The sequence below is a fragment of the Superficieibacter sp. HKU1 genome, from assembly GCF_029319185.1.
Classification (GTDB): Bacteria; Pseudomonadota; Gammaproteobacteria; order Enterobacterales; family Enterobacteriaceae; genus Superficieibacter.
Map to the genome: position 1 here is coordinate 3,005,653 of NZ_CP119754.1, position 19,044 is coordinate 3,024,696.

The 19,044-nt window shown below is 53.7% G+C and carries 16 protein-coding genes; 10 read left to right on the forward strand and 6 right to left on the reverse strand.

Annotation, left to right across the window (positions count from 1 at the left end):
* Nucleotides 1–162: 162 nt before the first annotated feature.
* Nucleotides 163–1,029, reverse strand: coding sequence for a DNA-binding transcriptional regulator YeiE (gene yieE / locus P0H77_RS14430; protein ID WP_276157541.1), 867 nt, complete (start codon nucleotides 1,027–1,029; stop codon nucleotides 163–165).
* A 117-nt stretch (nucleotides 1,030–1,146) separates the two neighbouring features.
* On the opposite strand from yieE, the gene P0H77_RS14435 reads away from it, so the two are divergent.
* Nucleotides 1,147–2,196 (forward strand): YeiH family putative sulfate export transporter, encoded by a 1,050-nt coding sequence (locus P0H77_RS14435; RefSeq protein ID WP_276157542.1) that lies wholly within the window; start codon nucleotides 1,147–1,149, stop codon nucleotides 2,194–2,196.
* A 72-nt stretch (nucleotides 2,197–2,268) separates the two neighbouring features.
* Nucleotides 2,269–3,126 carry a deoxyribonuclease IV gene (gene nfo, locus P0H77_RS14440; RefSeq protein WP_276157543.1) on the forward strand — a complete coding sequence of 286 codons (858 nt, stop codon included), beginning with the start codon at nucleotides 2,269–2,271 and terminating at the stop codon, nucleotides 3,124–3,126.
* Nucleotides 3,127–3,372: 246 nt separating this feature from the next.
* Here the strand turns inward: nfo and fruA are convergent, their stop codons facing one another.
* Genes fruA through fruB form a run of 3 tightly spaced genes read right to left on the reverse strand, consistent with a single transcriptional unit; the run spans nucleotide 3,373 to nucleotide 7,152 of the window.
* A complete protein-coding gene (gene fruA / locus P0H77_RS14445) occupies nucleotides 3,373–5,067 on the reverse strand; it encodes a PTS fructose transporter subunit IIBC (protein WP_276157544.1) in 1,695 nt (564 codons plus the stop codon).
* Between the two features lie 16 nt (nucleotides 5,068–5,083).
* Nucleotides 5,084–6,022, reverse strand: coding sequence for a 1-phosphofructokinase (gene fruK / locus P0H77_RS14450; RefSeq protein WP_276157545.1), 939 nt, complete (start codon nucleotides 6,020–6,022; stop codon nucleotides 5,084–5,086).
* Nucleotides 6,019–7,152, reverse strand: a complete 1,134-nt coding sequence (gene fruB / locus P0H77_RS14455) for a fused PTS fructose transporter subunit IIA/HPr protein (protein ID WP_276157546.1) — start codon at nucleotides 7,150–7,152, stop codon at nucleotides 6,019–6,021. The genes fruK and fruB overlap by 4 nt, the downstream gene beginning before the upstream one ends.
* A gap of 368 nt (nucleotides 7,153–7,520) precedes the next feature.
* On the opposite strand from fruB, the gene setB reads away from it, so the two are divergent.
* Entirely contained in the window at nucleotides 7,521–8,702 is a 1,182-nt protein-coding gene (setB, locus tag P0H77_RS14460; protein ID WP_276157547.1) for a sugar efflux transporter SetB, read from the forward strand.
* On the opposite strand, the gene P0H77_RS14465 is transcribed toward setB, so the two are convergent.
* Nucleotides 8,699–8,953, reverse strand: a complete 255-nt coding sequence (locus tag P0H77_RS14465) for a YkgJ family cysteine cluster protein (RefSeq protein WP_276157548.1) — start codon at nucleotides 8,951–8,953, stop codon at nucleotides 8,699–8,701. The two genes, setB and P0H77_RS14465, sit on opposite strands and share 4 nt — an antisense overlap.
* A 149-nt stretch (nucleotides 8,954–9,102) precedes the next feature.
* Between P0H77_RS14465 and yeiP the strand changes: the two genes are divergently transcribed.
* A complete protein-coding gene (yeiP, locus tag P0H77_RS14470; protein ID WP_276157549.1) occupies nucleotides 9,103–9,675 on the forward strand; it encodes an elongation factor P-like protein YeiP in 573 nt (190 codons plus the stop codon).
* 123 nt (nucleotides 9,676–9,798) lie between these two features.
* Here yeiP and uxuA read toward each other — a convergent pair whose 3' ends face one another.
* A complete protein-coding gene (gene uxuA / locus P0H77_RS14475) occupies nucleotides 9,799–10,989 on the reverse strand; it encodes a mannonate dehydratase (protein ID WP_276157550.1) in 1,191 nt (396 codons plus the stop codon).
* Nucleotides 10,990–11,195: 206 nt separating this feature from the next.
* Between uxuA and P0H77_RS14480 the strand changes: the two genes are divergently transcribed.
* The 6 genes from P0H77_RS14480 to P0H77_RS14505 all read left to right on the forward strand — a co-directional run bounded on the left by P0H77_RS14480 (nucleotide 11,196) and on the right by P0H77_RS14505 (nucleotide 19,043).
* Entirely contained in the window at nucleotides 11,196–12,662 is a 1,467-nt protein-coding gene (locus P0H77_RS14480) for a fructuronate reductase (protein ID WP_276157551.1), read from the forward strand.
* Nucleotides 12,663–12,720: 58 nt separating this feature from the next.
* Nucleotides 12,721–13,698 (forward strand): GTP-binding protein, encoded by a 978-nt coding sequence (locus tag P0H77_RS14485; RefSeq protein ID WP_276157552.1) that lies wholly within the window; start codon nucleotides 12,721–12,723, stop codon nucleotides 13,696–13,698.
* Nucleotides 13,699–13,743: 45 nt separating this feature from the next.
* Nucleotides 13,744–14,457 carry a phosphatase PAP2 family protein gene (locus P0H77_RS14490; RefSeq protein ID WP_276157553.1) on the forward strand — a complete coding sequence of 238 codons (714 nt, stop codon included), beginning with the start codon at nucleotides 13,744–13,746 and terminating at the stop codon, nucleotides 14,455–14,457.
* Between the two features lie 416 nt (nucleotides 14,458–14,873).
* The gene (gene mepS / locus P0H77_RS14495) at nucleotides 14,874–15,440 is read left to right on the forward strand and encodes a bifunctional murein DD-endopeptidase/murein LD-carboxypeptidase (protein ID WP_276157554.1); all 567 of its coding nucleotides are present in this window, start codon (nucleotides 14,874–14,876) and stop codon (nucleotides 15,438–15,440) included.
* A gap of 162 nt (nucleotides 15,441–15,602) precedes the next feature.
* Nucleotides 15,603–17,192, forward strand: coding sequence for a cyclic di-GMP phosphodiesterase (locus P0H77_RS14500; RefSeq protein WP_276157555.1), 1,590 nt, complete (start codon nucleotides 15,603–15,605; stop codon nucleotides 17,190–17,192).
* A 45-nt stretch (nucleotides 17,193–17,237) separates the two neighbouring features.
* On the forward strand, nucleotides 17,238–19,043 hold the full coding sequence (locus tag P0H77_RS14505) for an extracellular solute-binding protein (protein WP_276157556.1): 1,806 nt from the start codon (nucleotides 17,238–17,240) through the stop codon (nucleotides 19,041–19,043).
* Nucleotide 19,044: the final 1 nt, after the last annotated feature.

Below are 19,044 nucleotides of genomic sequence, written 5' to 3' on the forward strand. Positions count from 1 at the left end.
AGTTATAAGAGACCTTCATGATCATCCAGGGATTATAAGTAAAGCAGCCCTTTGTGATTATGGCGAATCAATGCAATGCCTGAAGAGAGGCAGTGCACAGGGAGATCAAAGCGAGATTTTCCCTCACGGGAGAAAGACCGCGTTCAAAGTACAGGCGAAACATTACTCATCACAATAGCTCAAAAAACGCAGTAAAGAATTCGACAGTCGCTTCTGCCGATGGCTAATGCGCCACAGCGTACGCGTCAGGCGTGGCAGCGAGGTTGCAATTTCACGCAGCGTTCCCGACGCCAGCTGTTCAGCAATGACGCGCCGCGAAAGACAGCTGATCCCCAGCCCATGACGAACCGCGTGTTTAATCGCTTCCGAATTGCCCAGCTCCATGCCCAGCCGAAACTGTGGCAGATGGGAAAGCAGCAGGAAATCGACGATTTCGCGGGTGCCGGAACCGTGCTCACGCAGGATCCAGGGAGCCGCCGCCAGGGCGTCGAGCGTTACCGGCTTATCAAACAGCGGCGACGTGGGCGCGGCGAAAATCACCAACTCATCTTCAAGCCACGGCTCGGCAATAATATCAATGTGATGGCAAGGCCCTTCGATAAGGCCAATATCGACGCGAAAATCCGCCACCGCATTGACCACATCCTGACTGTTACCCACGCTCATCTCGAGCGGCAGTTCGGGAAAATCATGCCGGTAACGGGCAATCACTTCCGGCAGAATATAATTGCCGATGGTGCTACTGGCCGAAACGCGGATCGCGCCGTTATCTTCTTTAAACAGCTTTTCTATTTCGCCCGCGTCTTCAAGCAGCAAAAGCGCACGTGAATAAAGCAGCCGCCCGTGTTCATTGACCACCAGCCGCTTCCCTACCCGGTCAAAAAGCTGCACGCCCAGCTGACCTTCCAGCTCGGTTAGCGCCGCGCTTACGGCGGATTGCGACAGCGACAGCATTTGCGACGCCTGGGTTGTCGAGCCACATTTGAGTACCTCAACAAAGACTTCAAGCTGGCGTAGCGTGATATGCATAACGGTTCCTGAGGAAGAAAAGCGCTTACCACTTATTCTGATTAATTATAAACATATAATCAATTTCATTTTTATATCGCTGCGGCATAACCTTATAGCCTGATTAAGGAGAGGGTTATGACTGACGTAATCACAGGTACATCACAGCGCCGGATAGGGCGATTTATTCCAGGATTGCTATTAAGCGCCGTGCTGGTAAGTATTGCCATCTGGGCCGGATCTTTTCCAGCCGTCGCCGGAGCCGGTTTTAGCGCCCTGACGCTGGCGATCCTGCTCGGGATGCTCATCGGCAACACCGTTTATTCCGGCCTGAGCCAGCATTGTGATACCGGCGTGCAGTTCGCTAAGCAGCGTCTGCTACGCCTTGGGATCATTTTATATGGCTTCCGCCTGACGTTTGCCCAGATAGCTGATGTTGGCGTCAGCGGCGTGGCAATTGACATCCTTACCCTGTCCAGCACCTTTTTAATCGCCTGCGTTGTCGGGCAGAAGCTCTTTGGCCTTGATAAACAAACGACGTGGCTCATCGGCGCAGGTAGCAGTATCTGCGGTGCGGCGGCAGTACTGGCGACCGAACCGGTGGTCAAAGCCGAGGCCAGTAAAGTGACCGTCGCCGTCGCCACGGTGGTGATTTTTGGCACCATCGCCATTTTTCTCTATCCGGCGATGTATCACCTGCTGGGCATGTGGTTCAGCAGTGAAAATTACGGCATTTATATCGGTTCCACGATGCACGAAGTGGCTCAGGTGGTTGCTGCCGGTCACGCCGTTGCTCCACAGGCGGAAAACGCGGCGGTCATTACCAAAATGATCCGCGTAATGATGCTGGCCCCTTTCCTGCTCATCCTGGCCGCGCGAGTGCGCCAGTTAGCCCCGGCGTCCGGCGAGCAGAAAAGCAAAATCACCATTCCGTGGTTTGCGGTGATGTTTATTGTGGTCGCCATTTTCAACTCGTTTCATCTGCTGCCAAAAACCATCGTTGATATGCTGATTACGCTTGATACGATTTTCCTTGCCATGGCGATGGCGGCGCTTGGGCTGACGACGCACGTCAGCGCGCTGAAAAAAGCGGGGGCTAAACCGCTGTTAATGGCGCTGATGCTCTTTGTCTGGCTGATTGTCGGCGGCGGGGCGATCAACCTGCTGGTCCATACGCTATTGAGATAAACCCTACAACTTCCTCCCGTTAACCCGCTATGATAGAGCGTCTTGCCCTGGCGGGTTTCACAGGAGTTTGTTATGAAGTATGTTGGAGCGCATGTCAGTGCCGCTGGCGGTCTGGCGAATGCCGTTATTCGCGCCGCTGAGATTGATGCAACGGCCTTTGCACTGTTCACTAAAAATCAGCGCCAGTGGCGCGCCGCGCCGTTGAACGAGGAAGGCATCAGTGCTTTTCAGGCGGCCTGCGAGAAATATCACTATTCTCCCGCGCAAATCCTGCCCCACGATAGTTATCTCATTAACCTCGGCCATCCCGTTGCAGACGCGCTGGAAAAATCGCGCGAGGCATTTATTGATGAGATGTCACGCTGTCAGCAACTGGGCTTAACGCTGCTAAACTTTCATCCCGGCAGCCATTTACAGCAGATCCCGGAAGACGACTGTCTGGCACGGATTGCCGAATCCATTAATATCGCGCTGGAAAAAACCCAGGGCGTCACCGCCGTGATTGAAAATACGGCCGGTCAGGGCAGCAATCTCGGATTTAAGTTTGAACATCTGGCGGCCATTATTGACGGCGTTGCGGATAAATCCCGCGTGGGTGTATGCATTGATACCTGCCACGCCTTCGCCGCCGGATATGATTTACGCAGCGCGGAAGTCACGGAAAAAACGTTTGCCGAGTTTGAACGGATCGTCGGTTTTAACTACCTGCGCGGGATGCATCTCAACGATGCAAAAAGCCAGTTTGCCAGCCGGGTTGACCGCCATCATAGCCTTGGTGAGGGCAACATCGGCCATGACGCGTTTCGCTGGATCATGCAGGACCACCGTTTTGACGGCATTCCACTCATTCTGGAAACGGTCAATCCGGATATCTGGGCAGAAGAGATCGCCTGGCTGAAGGCGCAGCAAACGCCAGAGACGGTAGCGTAAAGACGTGAATAAAAAAGGCCGATAAATCGGCCTTTGAGGTTAATGATCACTCTGTTTTGCTGGTGTGTGTCGTTTTGCCGGGTGGCGGCTTCGCCTTACCCGGCCTACGAAAACCAACAATATTAGTGGTTTACCGCAAACCGTAGACCTGTGCAAGCGAAGCGCCGCCAGGCATAATTCCACGGTATAACGTTTTTTCAGCACTAAGGGCCGATAAATCGGCCCTTTTTTTACATCAGCAGGGAATTAAGCGACTTTCGCTACCGTCTCCGCGTCCGGACGCTTCAGGAGCGCATAAGACAGCCCCGCCACCAGCGTACCGATAACAATGGCCAGCAGGTAGCCGAGAACCGGGGTAATCGCTCCTGGGATCAACAGTACAAACAGACCACCGTGTGGTGCCATCAGTTTTGCGCCCACCGCCATGGAGATCGCACCGGTCACCGCGCCGCCAACGATACAGCACGGCAGGACACGCATCGGGTCGCGTGCGGCAAACGGAATCGCCCCTTCAGAGATAAAGCACAGCCCCAGAACCAGTGCCGCTTTACCGCCTTCACGCTGACCTTTATCAAACTTACGACCAGCCACCAGCGTTGCGACGCCCATCGCCAGCGGCGGAACCATCCCGGCGGCCATGATGGCTGCCATCGGCGCATAAGTCTGCGTACTCAACAGGCCAACCCCGAACGCATAAGCTGCTTTGTTCACCGGGCCACCCATATCCGTACACATCATGCCGCCAAGGATCGCACCCAGCAGAACCGCATTCGCTGTACCCATGTTTTGCAGCCATACGGTCAGCCATTGCAGGATACCCGAGACCGGTTTGCCGATCAGGTAAATCATCGCCAGACCCACAATCAGACTGGAGAACAGCGGAATGATCAGGATCGGCTTCAGCGCTTCCATACTCTGTGGCAGCTTCACTTTAGTGCTGATCAGTTTTGCCACATAGCCTGCCAGGAAGCCTGCGATAATCCCGCCGATAAAGCCAGAACCGCCGCTTACCGCCAGCATACCGCCGATAAGACCCGGCGTCAGGCCCGGGCGGTCAGCGATGGAGAAGGCGATAAAGCCCGCCAGCACCGGCACCATCAGAGCGAAGGCTGATCCACCACCGATCTGCATCAGCGCAGCCGCCAGCGTATCTTTCACTTCAAAGGCTTTAATACCGAACGCGAAGGACAGCGCGATACACAGACCGCCCGCTACCACCATCGGCAGCATATACGACACACCGGTCAACAGATGGCGATAGGCTCCTGCGCTCTCTTTTTTCGTTTCGCTGCCTGCCGCCTGAGTCTGACCCGCAGGCTGATATGGACGAGCTTCGGCCTGTGCTTTATCCAGTTCCTGAGCGGTTTTCTTCAGCGCCAGTCCGGTAGAGGTACGGTACATCGGCTTACCGGCAAACTTCGCCAGATCGACTTCGATATCGGCCGCCACAATCACCAGGTCGGCCTGCGCCACTTCTTCCGGCGTAATCGCATTGCCTGCACCCACGGAGCCACGGGTTTCAACTTTCACCCACCAGCCGCGTTTTTTCGCTTCGGTTTCAATCGCTTCTGCCGCCATAAAGGTGTGAGCAACACCGGTCGGACAGGCCGTCACCGCGACGATGCGTTTCGGGCCTGCGGCGGTTGTGGATGCAGCAGGTGCAACGGCAGGCGCACTGTACGGGGTGGCCTGCGCTTTCGCTTCGCTCAGAAAGAGTTCCGCATGAGCGACTGCGCGATTAATATCGCCAAGAAAAACCTGTTTACCGTTCAGCGCGCTGTCCGCAGGCAGGGCGTTTCCCAGAACGATCGCCAGTTCAGCGTCATTCGGATTATCGGTGATTTCAACATGTGCTTTTTGCGCCGCAGCACCCAGCAGAGTCTTCGCCATATAGGCGCGAGCCTGTCCGAGACCGGCGTCAATAATCAGCAGCGTTTTCATTATGCCTCTCCTGCTGTTAATTAAAGGGTTGTAAGTCAACGCGCGCCATCATCGCGGCTAACTGGGTACGATCGGTAATGCCGACATTACTCTGACTGACAGCCAGTGCAGCAACCGCGGTCGCCAGACGTAATGTGTGTTCGCTGGATTCACGCATCAGCAAACCGTAAATCAGGCCACCAACCATGGAATCACCGGCACCCACGGTGCTGACAACCTCAACGGAAGGCGGTTTGGCGATCCATTCGCCGGAGGCGTTGACCCACAGTGCGCCTTCTGAACCCAGCGAGATCACCACGTGAGCAATACCCTGCTCGCGCAGCGCGTGGGCCGCTTCAATCACATCTTTCAGTTCAGGCAGTTTGCGTCCCGCCCAGATTTCCAGCTCGCGACGGTTAGGCTTAACCAGCCACGGGGCCGCTTTCAGACCGGCAACCAGTGCTTCACGGCTGCTGTCGAAAATGATGCACGGGCACTGGCTGCGCAGACGCGTCATCCAGTCGGTAAAGGCTTCCGGGCTGACGCCGGTCGGCAGACTGCCGCTGACGCAAACCATATCAAACTGCCCCAGCCAGGTCAGGGAATCGGCGACAAAGCGCTCCCAGTCAGCAGGCGTAACCTCAAAACCGGAGAAGTTGAAGTCGGTAACTTCGCCGTCTTTTTCGGTCAGTTTAACGTTGATGCGGGTACGCCCCTGCACCACCTGGAAACGGTTGGCGATGCCCAGTTCACTGAACAGCTGCTGAAAGCCGTCCTGGTTATCTTTTCCCAGGAAACCGCCCACGGTAACGTCAATGCCAAGATCCTTCAGCACTTTGGCGACGTTAATGCCCTTACCTGCGGCATGCAGGCCGGTCGTCCGCACCAGATTGACTTCACCACGCTCAACTTCAGGCGTATAGCCGACCAGATCGTAGGCTGGATTTAGCGTGATTGTTGCGACGCGACGGCTCATGCTGCGCCCTCCCCAAGACCGGCGGCAATCGCTGCGCCAATCGCGGTTAATGCTTGTTCAGCATCTTCGCCCTGAGCGGTAAAGCGCAGGCGATGGCCTTTTTTCACGCCCAGCGCGACCACTTTCATCAGGCTGCGGCCGTTAGCGGGTTTACCGCTGCCGTCGAGGTTAGTCACGGTAATTTCGCTGTTAAATTGTTTGATGGTGTTGACCAGCATGGTACCCGGACGGGCATGAAGACCATGCTCGTTGCGCACCACGAATTCAGCGTTCAGCACATCGTCAGCCAGCGCATCGTCACTGGTCAGCAGCGCAAGCAGCGTGGCCGCATCGGCACTGAGCAGACGGTCAGCTTTATTGCTCAGCAGTAGCTGGCTCAGACGGTCCAGTACGGGTGTCGGCTGGGAATCGGCCATGGCGACGGTAACCAATAGCGAGGCGGCCTGACCGTCAACGTCAAAACCTGAAGAGGCACGACTCACCGCGATAGCACTGCGCAGGTTGCCTTCAGCACTGTCGTTCAGCCAGATACCCTGCCCGAGGTTCAGCGGTTTCTGTGTAATGGCGTGAGTAACAAAGGCCGCATCTACTGCACCTGCTTCTTTCAGACGGCCGGCATTCAGCGCCTGTAACGTCACCAGATCGCTGGCAGCAATGTCCAGCGTCAGCGTTTCGTTATCAAGCTTCAGCATTTCGCTCTGCTTTTCGCCCATCAGCAGCGCGCGCAGCTCTTCAGCCGTGGTTGCGGTCTTAAGCTGTTCCGCAACGGAATCATCGCTTAAGACATGAGTCAGCTGACGCAACAGTCCAAGGTGTTCATCGGAACTGGCGGCGATACCAATCGCTACATAGGCCGTCTGCCCTTCGCCCCAGGTAACACCCTGCGGAAATTGATAGACCTGGACGCCTGTTTTCAGCACCTGATCGCGGGTATCCGTAGTGCCGTGAGGGATTGCAATACCATTGCCGAGAAAAGTGGAGGTCTGCTGCTCGCGAGCCAGCATACCGTTGACGTAGCCATCGGCCACATTACCGGCCTGCACGAGTGCGGCGGCAACCTGACGAATGGCCTCTTCTTTATTCCCTGCCTGTTGGCCGGGATGAATATCCTGCACAGATAACTGGAACATGGGTCTCCTCTCCGCTGAATTGAATCGTTTCAGCTACTATGAGAAAAAATGCGCCATCCCGGTTACGGCTAATGGAAAGATGACGCTGAAACGTTTCAAGGAGTCTGGTACTTTCCGACAATTCCTGCAAGAGATGTTATGATCTGGATGACAAAATTTAGAGGTACAGCACATTTTATTGTCTGTCACCTCGTCATTGCTGAAGTTTGCTGGCGTTGTTTTATGGCTGTTTCAGCTCGTTCAGCAGCAATGTCAATGAGTCTGAAAACCTGTTTTGATTTATCGTGCCTGTTTTGATTTAACTCACTGTTTATTTTACCTCAGGCGGCGTAAACTCCCGCGTCACTCCATTACGCTTAAAAAATTCGATGCAAACTAACCCTGCCGCCGCGTCGCCGCGCGCCTTTGATTTCACCTCCGCGTCCTTTCTGATCGTTGCCTTTCTGACCGGTATCGCTGGCGCACTGCAAACCCCGACGCTCAGCCTGTTTTTAACCAACGAAGTACATGCACGTCCGGCAATGGTGGGGTTCTTTTTCACCGGCAGCGCCGTTATTGGCATTCTGGTAAGTCAGTTTTTAGCCGGGCGTTCAGATCGTAAAGGCGATCGTAAAAGCCTGATCGTATTTTGCTGCGTGCTTGGCGTACTGGCATGCGTGCTATTCGCCTGGAACCGTAATTATTTCATCCTGCTGTTTATCGGCGTGTTTCTGAGTAGTTTTGGCTCCACGTCCAACCCGCAGATGTTTGCTCTGGCCCGTGAACATGCTGACCGTACCGGGCGGGAAGCGGTCATGTTCAGCTCTATCCTGCGTGCGCAGGTCTCGCTGGCCTGGGTCATTGGCCCGCCGCTGGCTTATGCCCTGGCGATGGGGTTTGGTTTTACCGTGATGTATCTCAGCGCCGCCGTCGCCTTTGTGGTTTGCGGCGTCATGGTCTGGTTGTTCTTACCCACCATGCCGAAGCTGAATGCCACCGCCTCCGGCAGTATTGAGGCCCCTCGCCGTAACCGTCGCGATGCGCTATTGCTGTTCGTGATTTGCACGCTGATGTGGGGCACGAATAGCCTTTACATCATCAATATGCCGCTGTTTATCATCAATGAACTGCATCTGCCGGAAAAACTCGCGGGGTTAATGATGGGGACCGCCGCGGGTCTTGAGATCCCGACGATGTTGATTGCCGGATACTACGCGAAGCGCTTTGGTAAACGCTTTTTGATGCGTATCGCCATTGTCGCTGGCTTACTGTTTTATGTCGGCATGCTGACCGTCCACACGCCTGCCCTGCTGCTGGCCATGCAATTGCTGAACGCCATTTACATTGGCATTCTGGCGGGCATTGGCATGCTTTATTTTCAGGATTTGATGCCCGGTCAGGCTGGTTCAGCGACCACGCTTTACAGCAATACCACCCGCGTCGGCTGGATTATTGCCGGATCGCTGGCAGGCGTGGTGGCCGAGCTGTGGAGTTATCATGCGGTATTCTGGATTGCGCTGGTCATGTGCGTGGCCGGTTTCGCCTGCCTGATGCGTATCAAAGACGTTTAGGGCGCGGTCAGCGTTTCCAGCGTGATGAGATAGGTCATTGCCTGGTCGCGACTCTCACCGCACATGTCAGCCGAGGGTTGCAGGCTGGCGCAGACGCTGGGCCGCAGCGGCGAGGTAAAAATTTTGCAGCGTAAATGCTCATCAAGCTGAATACAGGGCGTATTTGCGGGCTTGCCGTCCGGCATGCCGGGGATCGGACTGGAGATAGATGGTGCTGTGCAACAGGCACCGCAGTCCGCACGACATGGCATAAATACTCTCTTTGTGAGCAGGTAAGAGATCGCACAGTATCATCTCTTGCGTACCGATAGCAAAACCCTGCAAATCCACTTGCCTGAATGCCCCGGCGCGAGTACCTTGACGCGATATTTTCGACATCTCCGTAAACAGGATTATTGCAATGCCAAGAGCGAATGAAATTAAAAAAGGTATGGTGCTGAATTACAACGGCAAGCTGCTGATTGTTAAGAATATCGATATTCAGTCACCCAGCGCCCGTGGCGCAGCAACGCTGTATAAAATGCGCTTCTCCGATGTTCGTACCGGTCTGAAGGTGGAAGAGCGTTTTAAAGGCGATGATATTCTGGATACCGTAACGCTGACGCGCCGTTTCGTCGACTTCTCTTACGTCGACGGCAACGAGTATGTGTTTATGGATAAAGAAGACTACACCCCTTATACCTTTACTAAAGATCAGATTGAAGACGAGCTGCAGTTCATCCCTGAAGGTGGCATGCCGGATATGCAGGTGTTAACGTGGGACGGTCAGCTTCTGGCGCTGGAACTGCCGCAGACCGTAGACCTGGAAATCGTGGAAACCGCGCCGGGCATCAAAGGTGCTTCTGCCAGTTCACGTACCAAACCGGCGACAATGTCGACGGGTCTGGTGGTTCAGGTGCCGGAATATCTGACGACCGGTGAGAAAATCCGCATTCATATTGAAGAATGCCGCTATATGGGTCGCGCTGACTAAGCGATTTAACGGAGCCGGTGGGTTTGCAATTTGTAGGCTGGGTAAGGCGAAGCCGCCACCCGGCAACGCGACTTCACAACCTAACGCGATAACGACCCATGCCGTTATCGCGTTTTTTATGGCTTACAGCAGTTCAGGGAACAGCGTCTGCTTCAGCGCCAGCTCGACGCCGCGCACTTCCGCCATCCCTTTCAAACGACCAATAGCGGAATAACCCGGATTGGTCTTCTTACGCAGATCGTCAAGCATCTGATGGCCGTGGTCCGGGCGGAACGGGATCGGGCGCAGGTCCCCTGCTTTCTTACGCCGCAACTCCTCAGTCAGCACCGCTTTCACTACGGCGACCATATCCACATCGCCCTGCAAATGCGCCCCTTCATGGAACGTTTTAGGATTTTCTTCCCGGCAGGTGGATCGCAGATGGGTAAAGTGAATGCGATCGCCAAAGGTTTCCACCATCCGCACCAGATCGTTATCAGCACGCACGCCGTAAGAGCCGGTACACATGGTAAAACCGTTGTTGATGCTGTCAACGGTCTCTTTCAGCCACTGCATATCTTCAATGGTGGAAACAATGCGCGGCAGTCCGAGAATGGGACGCGGCGGATCGTCAGGATGCACCGCCAGGCGGACACCCACTTCTTCGGCCACAGCGACAATCGCCCGCAGGAAATACGCCATATTCTCGCGCAGCTGCGCTTTATCAATATGATCATATTCAGCCAGTCGCGCACGAAACTGATCGAGGGTATATCCCTCTTCCGCGCCCGGCAAACCGGCAATAATATTGCGCGTCAGCTTTTCAATATCATCGGCGCTCATGGCGTTAAAATAGGCCTGCGCCTGCTGCTGTTCCTGCTCGCTATAATCGGCTTTGGCACCGTCACGCTTAAGAATGTGCAATTCAAAGGCGGCAAATGCGATGTGATCAAACCGCAGCGCTTTGGAGCCGTCCGGCAGCGTGTATTCGAGATCGGTCCGCGTCCAGTCCAGAATGGGCATAAAGTTGTAGCACACGGTATCAATGCCGCAGGCGGCCAGGTTACGGATGCTCTGCTGATAATTGGCAATCCAGGTATCGTACTGTCCGGAATGGGTTTTGATCTCTTCATGCACCGGAATGCTCTCGACCACGGACCAGGTTAATCCTTTTTCTGCCAGCAGCGCCTGACGCTGTTTAATTTCTTCTACCGGCCAGACCTGACCGTTAGGAATGTGGTGTAATGCAGTGACTACGCCCGTTGCGCCAGCCTGACGCACATCATCTAAAGAGACCGGATCGTTCGGCCCATACCAACGCCAGGTTTGCTCCATCGCCTCACCCTCTTAAGTTGTTATACCAATTAAAACCATGCGAATGATGACTACCATACATGTTTCCCTGAGACCGTCAATTTACACGCCATCATTGATTGATCCAGCTCACAATCCCCGGATTTATAAGGCACACCAATTCAATTTGCTGTCATATAACTTTACAATGGTATTTGTTAAACTTTAGTTAACCGAGTGTGCCAATAATGAAGACTATAGCCTCCACCGTGCTACCTGATGCCGTACAGCAGCCAGATTACGACAGACAGCAATTGCGTTCCCGCATTGTGCATTTTGGCTTTGGCGCATTTCATCGCGCGCATCAGGCCCTGCTGACCCATCGGGTGCTGAACGCAAAAGGCGGCGACTGGGGAATATGTGAGATCAGCCTGTTCAGCGGTGATGTGCTGATGAGCCAGCTTCGCCAGCAGGATCATCTTTACACCGTGCTGGAAAAAGGCGCGCAAAGTAATGAGGCGATTATCGTCGGTGCCGTTAACGAATGCCTGAATGCAACGCTGGATTCGCTGGCCGCGATTATTGAGAAATTTTGCGAACCGCAGGTGGCGATTGTATCACTGACCATCACTGAAAAAGGTTACTGCATCGATCCGGCCACCGGTCGCCTTGATGTAAGCCAGCCGCGGATTATTCACGATCTGCAACATCCGACGGAACCGCACTCTGCGCCGGGTATCCTGGTTGAAGCGCTATCGCGTCGCCGTGAGCGCGGGCTTGCGCCGTTTACCGTGCTCTCCTGCGATAATATCCCCGATAACGGTCGCATTGTAAAAAAGGCGGTGCTCGATATGGCTGCGAAACGGGATGCGGCGCTGGCGGACTGGATTGAGCAGCACGTCACCTTCCCGGCCACCATGGTGGACCGCATCGTCCCCGCCGCCACAGAAGGATCGCTGAGTGAGATTGCTGAACACCTGGGCGTATTCGATCCCTGCGCCATTAGCTGTGAACCGTTTATACAATGGGTCATTGAAGATAATTTTGTCGCGGGCCGCCCCGAGTGGGAAATCGCGGGCGTACAGATGGTGAAAGACGTGATGCCGTGGGAACAGATGAAACTGCGGATGCTGAATGGCAGCCATACCTTTCTCGCCTGTCTGGGCTATCTGGCGGGACATCAGCATATCAGCGACTGCATGCAGGATGCGCCATTTCGTCACGCCGCCCGCCGCCTGATGTCTGACGAGCAGGCTTCCACCCTGAAGATTACCGGCGTTGATCTTAACGCCTATGCGGACAGCCTGATCGAACGTTTCGCGAATCCCGCGCTGAAACACCGCACCTGGCAAATCGCAATGGACAGCAGCCAGAAACTACCGCAACGCATGCTGGAAAGTATTCGCATCCACCTCCAGCGTCAGGAGGCATGGCCATTACTGGCGCTGGGTATCGCGGGATGGATGCGCTATGTCAGCGGGACAGATGATGCGGGAAACGCCATCGATGTGCGCGATCCGCTGGCTGACAAAATCCGCTCGCGGGTCGACAGCAGTGACGAATCACAGCGCGTCAACGCTCTGCTGAGCCTGAAAGAAATTTTCGCCAACGACCTGCCGGAAAACACAGAATTCGTTGATGCCGTTCAGCATGCCTGGCAGCGGTTATGCGAGAAAGGCGCCCGTCAGGCGGTGATTGACACACTCAACGATTAACGTCACGAAGCGCTTTAAGGTAAGCTGTAACGAAGTTGTTATAATGTACGGAGCTTACGTGACCAAAACTAACCTCATTACTGGTTTTCTCGGCAGCGGGAAAACCACCTCCATCCTGCATCTGCTGGCAAATAAACCCGCGAATGAAAAATGGGCCGTGCTGGTCAATGAATTCGGCGAAGTCGGTATTGACGGCGCACTGCTGGCCGGAAGCGGCGCATTGCTTAAAGAGATCCCCGGCGGCTGCATGTGCTGCGTGAATGGTCTGCCCATGCAGGTCGGGCTGAATACGCTTCTGCGCCAGGGCAAACCCGATCGTCTGCTGATTGAGCCGACCGGGCTGGGCCATCCAAAACAAATTCTCGATATTCTGACCGCACCGGTTTATGAACCGTGGATTGAATTACAGGCTACACTCTGTCTGCTGGACCCGCGTCTTCTGCTGGACGAGAAGGCGCTGAATAATGAAAACTTCCGCGATCAGCTGGCCGCGGCGGATATCATCGTGGCGAATAAAACCGACCGGACGAGTGATGAAAGCCAGCGGGCGCTGGAAAGCTGGTGGCAGCATTACGCTGGCGCGCGCGAGTTGATTTTCACCGAGCAGGGAAACATTGCCCCGGCCTTACTGGAAAAACCACGGCTTAACACGGCATCGCTTCCCTCCGCTTCCGGACATTCCCATCACCACGCGCCGAAACAGGGTCTTGCCGCGCTTAATCTGCCTGAGCACCAGCGCTGGCGGCGCAGCCTCAATAGCGGACAGGGTTATCAGGCGTGCGGCTGGATTTTTGATGCTGATACCTGCTTTGACACCATTGGTCTGCTGGAGTGGGCAAGACTGGCGCCCGTTGAACGGGTAAAAGGCGTTATGCGCATCGCGGAAGGGCTGGTTCGGATTAACCGCCAGGGGCAGGACCTGCATATCGAAACACAAAATGTCGCGCCGCCGGACAGCCGAATAGAGCTTATCACTGAAGCACAAGCAGACTGGAATGAACTGCAAAGCGCATTATTGAAGCTTCGTTTAAGCTGATGCCGTTAAGGTTGCGGTTGTTAACATCATACGTGGCCTTTTTTAATGAAAATTCAACTTTCCCGGATCCTGCTGCTCAACGCGGCGGGATTTGCGCTCTTCCTCTGCTGGTATATGCCGGAAAACCATGGAATGTGGTTTACGCTGGATACTTCCATTTTTCATTTTTTTAACCCGCTGCTGGCCGGGCATCGCGCGTTCGTCTGGTTTCTGGCCATCACCAATAATCGTGCTTTTGATGCCTGCTCCCTGTTGGCCATGGGGGCGCTGATGTTACGGTTCTGGCTAAAGAGCGATCCCGCCGGGCGTCGGCGAATCGTTATCATCGGTCTGGTGATGTTGTTGACCGCTATCATCGTTAACCAGTTTGCCCAGGCATTAATGCCGGTCAAGCGCGCCAGCCCAACGCTGTTTTTTAGCGACGCGCTTCGGGTCAGCGACCTGCTGCATATCCCAACAAAAGATGCGTCCAAAGACAGCTTCCCCGGCGATCACGGCATGATGCTGCTTATTTTCTGCGCGTTTATGTGGCGTTATTTTGGTCGCAGGACCTTTCTGCTGGCACTCGTGATATTTGTCGTATTTGCCTTTCCACGCGTGATGATCGGCGCTCACTGGCTGACTGATATTGTTATTGGCTCTCTCACATCGGTTCTCATTGGTCTGCCGTGGATCCTGTTAACACCGATGAGCGATAAAATGATTTGCTTTATGGATCGTTATTTGCCCGGCAAAAATAAACAAAAAATTAACAAATAAATAACCACAATTAATGCTGGCTATACATTATCGTTTTGCTGTTTTTTTAACACTTTTCTGGAGCGCCTTATGTTTTGTCATCACCTTGTCATACTCAGAACGACGTAAGTGAATGAATTGATAATTTTTTATCTAAAACGGGATGCTTTTTAGCCACTTCACTTTTTTAACTTTCTGTATCACTTTTTCTTATAAAAAAACACAGAAAAGCGCTCGCAATGCGGGTGGTGATAGGGTACTCTCGTTTACGTTTTGCCTCTCAGAGATAAATTATTCTCAATTTGAATAAATTTGTGCGTTTCAGCACAAATTTGAATAGAAAGAATTGTCTCGTTGTGCGCAGGTAATTAGTCTCGTCACGGTTGGCATTTTTATAACGATTTCTTCGTTAAGGACTTCAAGGGAAAACAAACAACATGGTCACATCTCAGCCGATTTTGAGATACATCTGGCGGGCTATCCCCGCGCTAGCTGTCGCAGCTTTACTTTCTGCATGTAGTACAACGAATACCGCAAAGAATATGCATCCTGAGACGCATGCTGTGGTCGAAGACACCTCTTCACTGCAAGCCTCTCAGGATGAATTTGAATCCATGGTGCGTAACCTCGATGTTAAATCGCGCCTGATGGATCAATACGCAAGCTGGAAAGGCGTTCGCTATCGCCTTGGCGGCAGTACGAAAAAAGGCATTGATTGCTCCGGCTTCGTACAGCGTACTTTCCGTGAACAGTTTGGCATGGACCTCCCCCGCTCCACTTACGAGCAGCAGGAAATGGGTAAATCTGTCTCCCGCAGCCATTTGCGGACTGGCGATCTGGTGCTGTTCCGTGCAGGCTCTACAGGACGTCACGTCGGTATTTATATCGGCAACAACCAGTTCGTTCATGCCTCTACCAGCAGCGGTGTGACCATCTCCAGCATGGACGAGCCTTACTGGAAGAAGCGTTATAACGAAGCGCGCCGTGTCCTGAGTCGTTCTTAATGTTTTCTGTTGTCGGTTTTCCCTTGGCTGACAACAGGACGAAAAAAACACTGCGCATGCAGTGTTTTTTTTTACCTTTATCCTGATGGCATAGTGACTAAACTATGCTTAGTGCATTCCACTTGCGGAACCATCGCCCTACCGTCACGGATAGCCTAATCTATGCTGACCCACAATTTCTCGACCGGCCGTAAACCAGCATTGATCAGCGTCCTGTCTGGCCTGCTGATTGGCTTACTGGTGGGCTGCACGCATTTTGCGGTGATTTACCACGAACGGGAAACGCGATTCGATAACATTACCCGCCATCTACAATACTATCTGAACAACGCCTTTAGCGAACTGCGCACCACCATTGATTCTTTACAGCCGCTGGCCGAGTATCCCTGTGCTGATATCGCCTCAGAATTAACGACCCGGGCTGCTTTTACGCTCAATGTCCGCGCCTTTTTACTGGTAGATCGTGGCCGCGCGGTCTGCTCCTCCGCTACCGGGCCAATGACCACGCCGCTTAACCAACTGGTACCTGAGATAGATGTCCGTAAACCCATTGATATTGCGGTGCTGGCGGGCACGCCAATGATGCCGGACAAGACGGCGATTGCGTTATGGGTACGCGATCCCCGGCAGCAAGACCGGGGAGTTTTCGCCTCGTTGAACGCTAATTTAACTCCGCTGCTACTCTATCCCTCAAGACACGATGATTTCTCGGGCATTGCGCTGGGGTTTGATAATCGTGCTATCTCTTCCTTTTCTCATCAACTGGTCAACCCACTACAATTAGCTCAGCCTCCTGTACGCCAGGTGAAGCTCAATGGGGTGCCGCTTGAGGTATATCTGTATGCCAGCGCCTGGCCGAAGGAAAACCTGCAATTCACTCTGTTACTGGCGTTGATGAGCGTGTTTATTTCCAGCGTGCTCTGTTTTTATATTATGACGCTGCGCCGACATCCCGGAAAAGAGCTGCTCGCGGCGATTAAGCACAATCAGTTTTACGTGGTTTATCAGCCGGTCGTTGATACCCGCACGATGGAAATTGCAGGTGTTGAGGCGTTGATGCGCTGGAAGCATCCTGACGCCGGGGAGATCCCGCCTGATGTATTTATTCATTTCGCGGAGACACAAAACCTGATTGTGCCGTTAACCCAGCACTTATTTAACCTGATTATTCATGATGCCCCCACCCTGCAAAAAGTGCTTCCTGCAGGCTCGAAGCTGGGCGTCAATATTGCGCCGGGGCATCTGCATGCTGACGGCTTCCGTCAGGATATACGCTCTTTTGTCGATGCTCTGCCTGCCGCCCATTTTCAACTGGTCCTGGAAATGACCGAACGCGACATGCTCAACGAGAAAGTCGCCACCCAACTCTTCGACTGGCTGCATGAAGAGGGGCATCTCATTGCCATTGATGACTTTGGCACCGGCCATAGCGCGTTGATTTATCTGGAGCGTTTTCGTTTTGATTATCTGAAAATCGACCGGGGATTCATTGCTGCCATTGGCACAGAAACCGTAACCTCACCGGTAATGGATGCGGTATTATTGCTGGCTAAGCGAATGGATCTTACCACTGTCGCAGAAGGCGTTGAGACGGCGGAACAGGCCGACTGGCTATGCGAACGCGGAGTGAATTACCTTCAGGGTTACTGGATCAGCCGGCCATTGCCCCTGAAGCAACTGGTCGCTGCGCACGACGAGCCTGCAAAATATTTCCGATCTTCTCAGACGTCTATTACTATTCAGGGACAATAGCTCAGTTCATATGAAACTGTTCACGTAAAGGATGGCCGTTCAGGTATGTTAGTACGCCTCGTTTTTTTGCTCATCGCGCTATTTAGCTGCATAGCCCAGGCGCAAACCATCAAAGAGAATACTGCGTTTGCAGTCATCGGCGAGCCCAAATACGCCGTCAATTTTACGCACTTTGATTATGTCAATCCCGCAGCACCGAAAGGCGGCGCGGTAACGATGGCGGCGATTGGCACTTTCGATAACTTCAACCGATTTGCGATGCGCGGCAATCCGGCGGAGCGGACGGGTGCGCTCTACGACACGCTGTTCACCACGTCCGATGATGAGCCAGGAAGCTATTATCCGCTGGTGGCCGAATCGGCGCGCTATGCCGACGACTATTCGTGGGTTGAGCTGAGCATTAATCCGCGTGCCCGGTTTCACGACGGCACGCCCGTGACGGCACAGGATGTTGTCTTTACGTTTAACAAGTTTATGACCGAAGGCGTGCCGCAGTTTCGCCTGATCTATAAAGGAACAACGTTTAAAGCCATCGCGCCTCTGACCGTGCGTATCGAACTTGCTCAGCCGGGTAAAGAAAATATGCTGAGCCTTTTCTCTCTGCCGGTCATGCCGGAGAAATTCTGGCGTAATCACAAGCTGAGCGAACCGCTCTCACAGCCGCCGCTGGCCAGCGGCCCGTATAAAATCAGCGCCTGGCGAATGGGGCAATATGTTACCTATTCGCGGGTGAAAGATTACTGGGCCGCGGATCTTCCGGTTAACCGCGGACGCTGGAATTTCGATACCATCCGCTACGATTACTATCTCGATGACAACGTCGCTTTTGAAGCATTCAAAGCGGGCGCGTTTGATTTTCGTACCGAAGGCAGCGCCAAAAACTGGGCTACCCGCTACATCGGCAAGAATTTCGCCAACCACCAGATTGTGAAAGAAGAGCTGGAAAGCGATGCCGCTCAGGACGCCCGCTGGCTGGCCTTTAATATTCAGCGTCCGGTGTTCAGCGACAGAAAAGTACGCGAAGCCATTACGCTGGCGTTTGATTTTGAATGGATGAACAAGACGCTGTTTTACAACGCCTACTCCCGGACTGACAGCTATTTCCTCAATACCGAGTATGCCGCGCGCCACTATCCGGATGCGGATGAGCTGACGCTGCTGGCACCGCTGAAAAAAGATCTGCCTCCGGAAGTATTTACCTCTGTTTATCAGCCGCCGAAATCTAATGCGGATGGCTACGACCGCGATAATCTGCTAAAAGCCAGCGATCTGTTAACCCAGGCGGGATGGGTGATGAAAGGTCAGCAACGGGTGAGTAGCCAAACCGGTAAACCGCTGCGCTTCGAGCTGCTGTTGCCTTCCGGCGGCAACGATCAATGGGTGCTGGCGTTTAAACACAACCTGGCGCGTATTGGCGTGACGATGGATATTCGCCAGATCGACAACTCCCAGCTCACCAGCCGCTTGCGCAGCCGCGACTATGACATGATGCCTCGCGTAGTACAGGCGATGCCGTGGCCAAGTTCTGATTTGCAGATTTCCTGGGCTTCAGACTATATCAACTCCAGCTATAACGCGCCGGGGGTGAAGAGCCCGGTGATTGACGCGTTAATCGCACAGATTATTCGCGAGCAGGGAAACAAAGAGAAACTATTGCCTCTCGGACGCGCGCTGGATCGGGTGTTAACCTGGAATTACTATATGCTGCCGATGTGGTATATGGCGAAAGACCGACTGGCCTACTGGGATAAATTTTCACATCCGGCTACGCGACCGCTCTACTCTGTCGGTTTCGATAACTGGTGGTACGATGTTAACAAAGCGGCAAAATTACCCGCAGCCAGACGTTAAG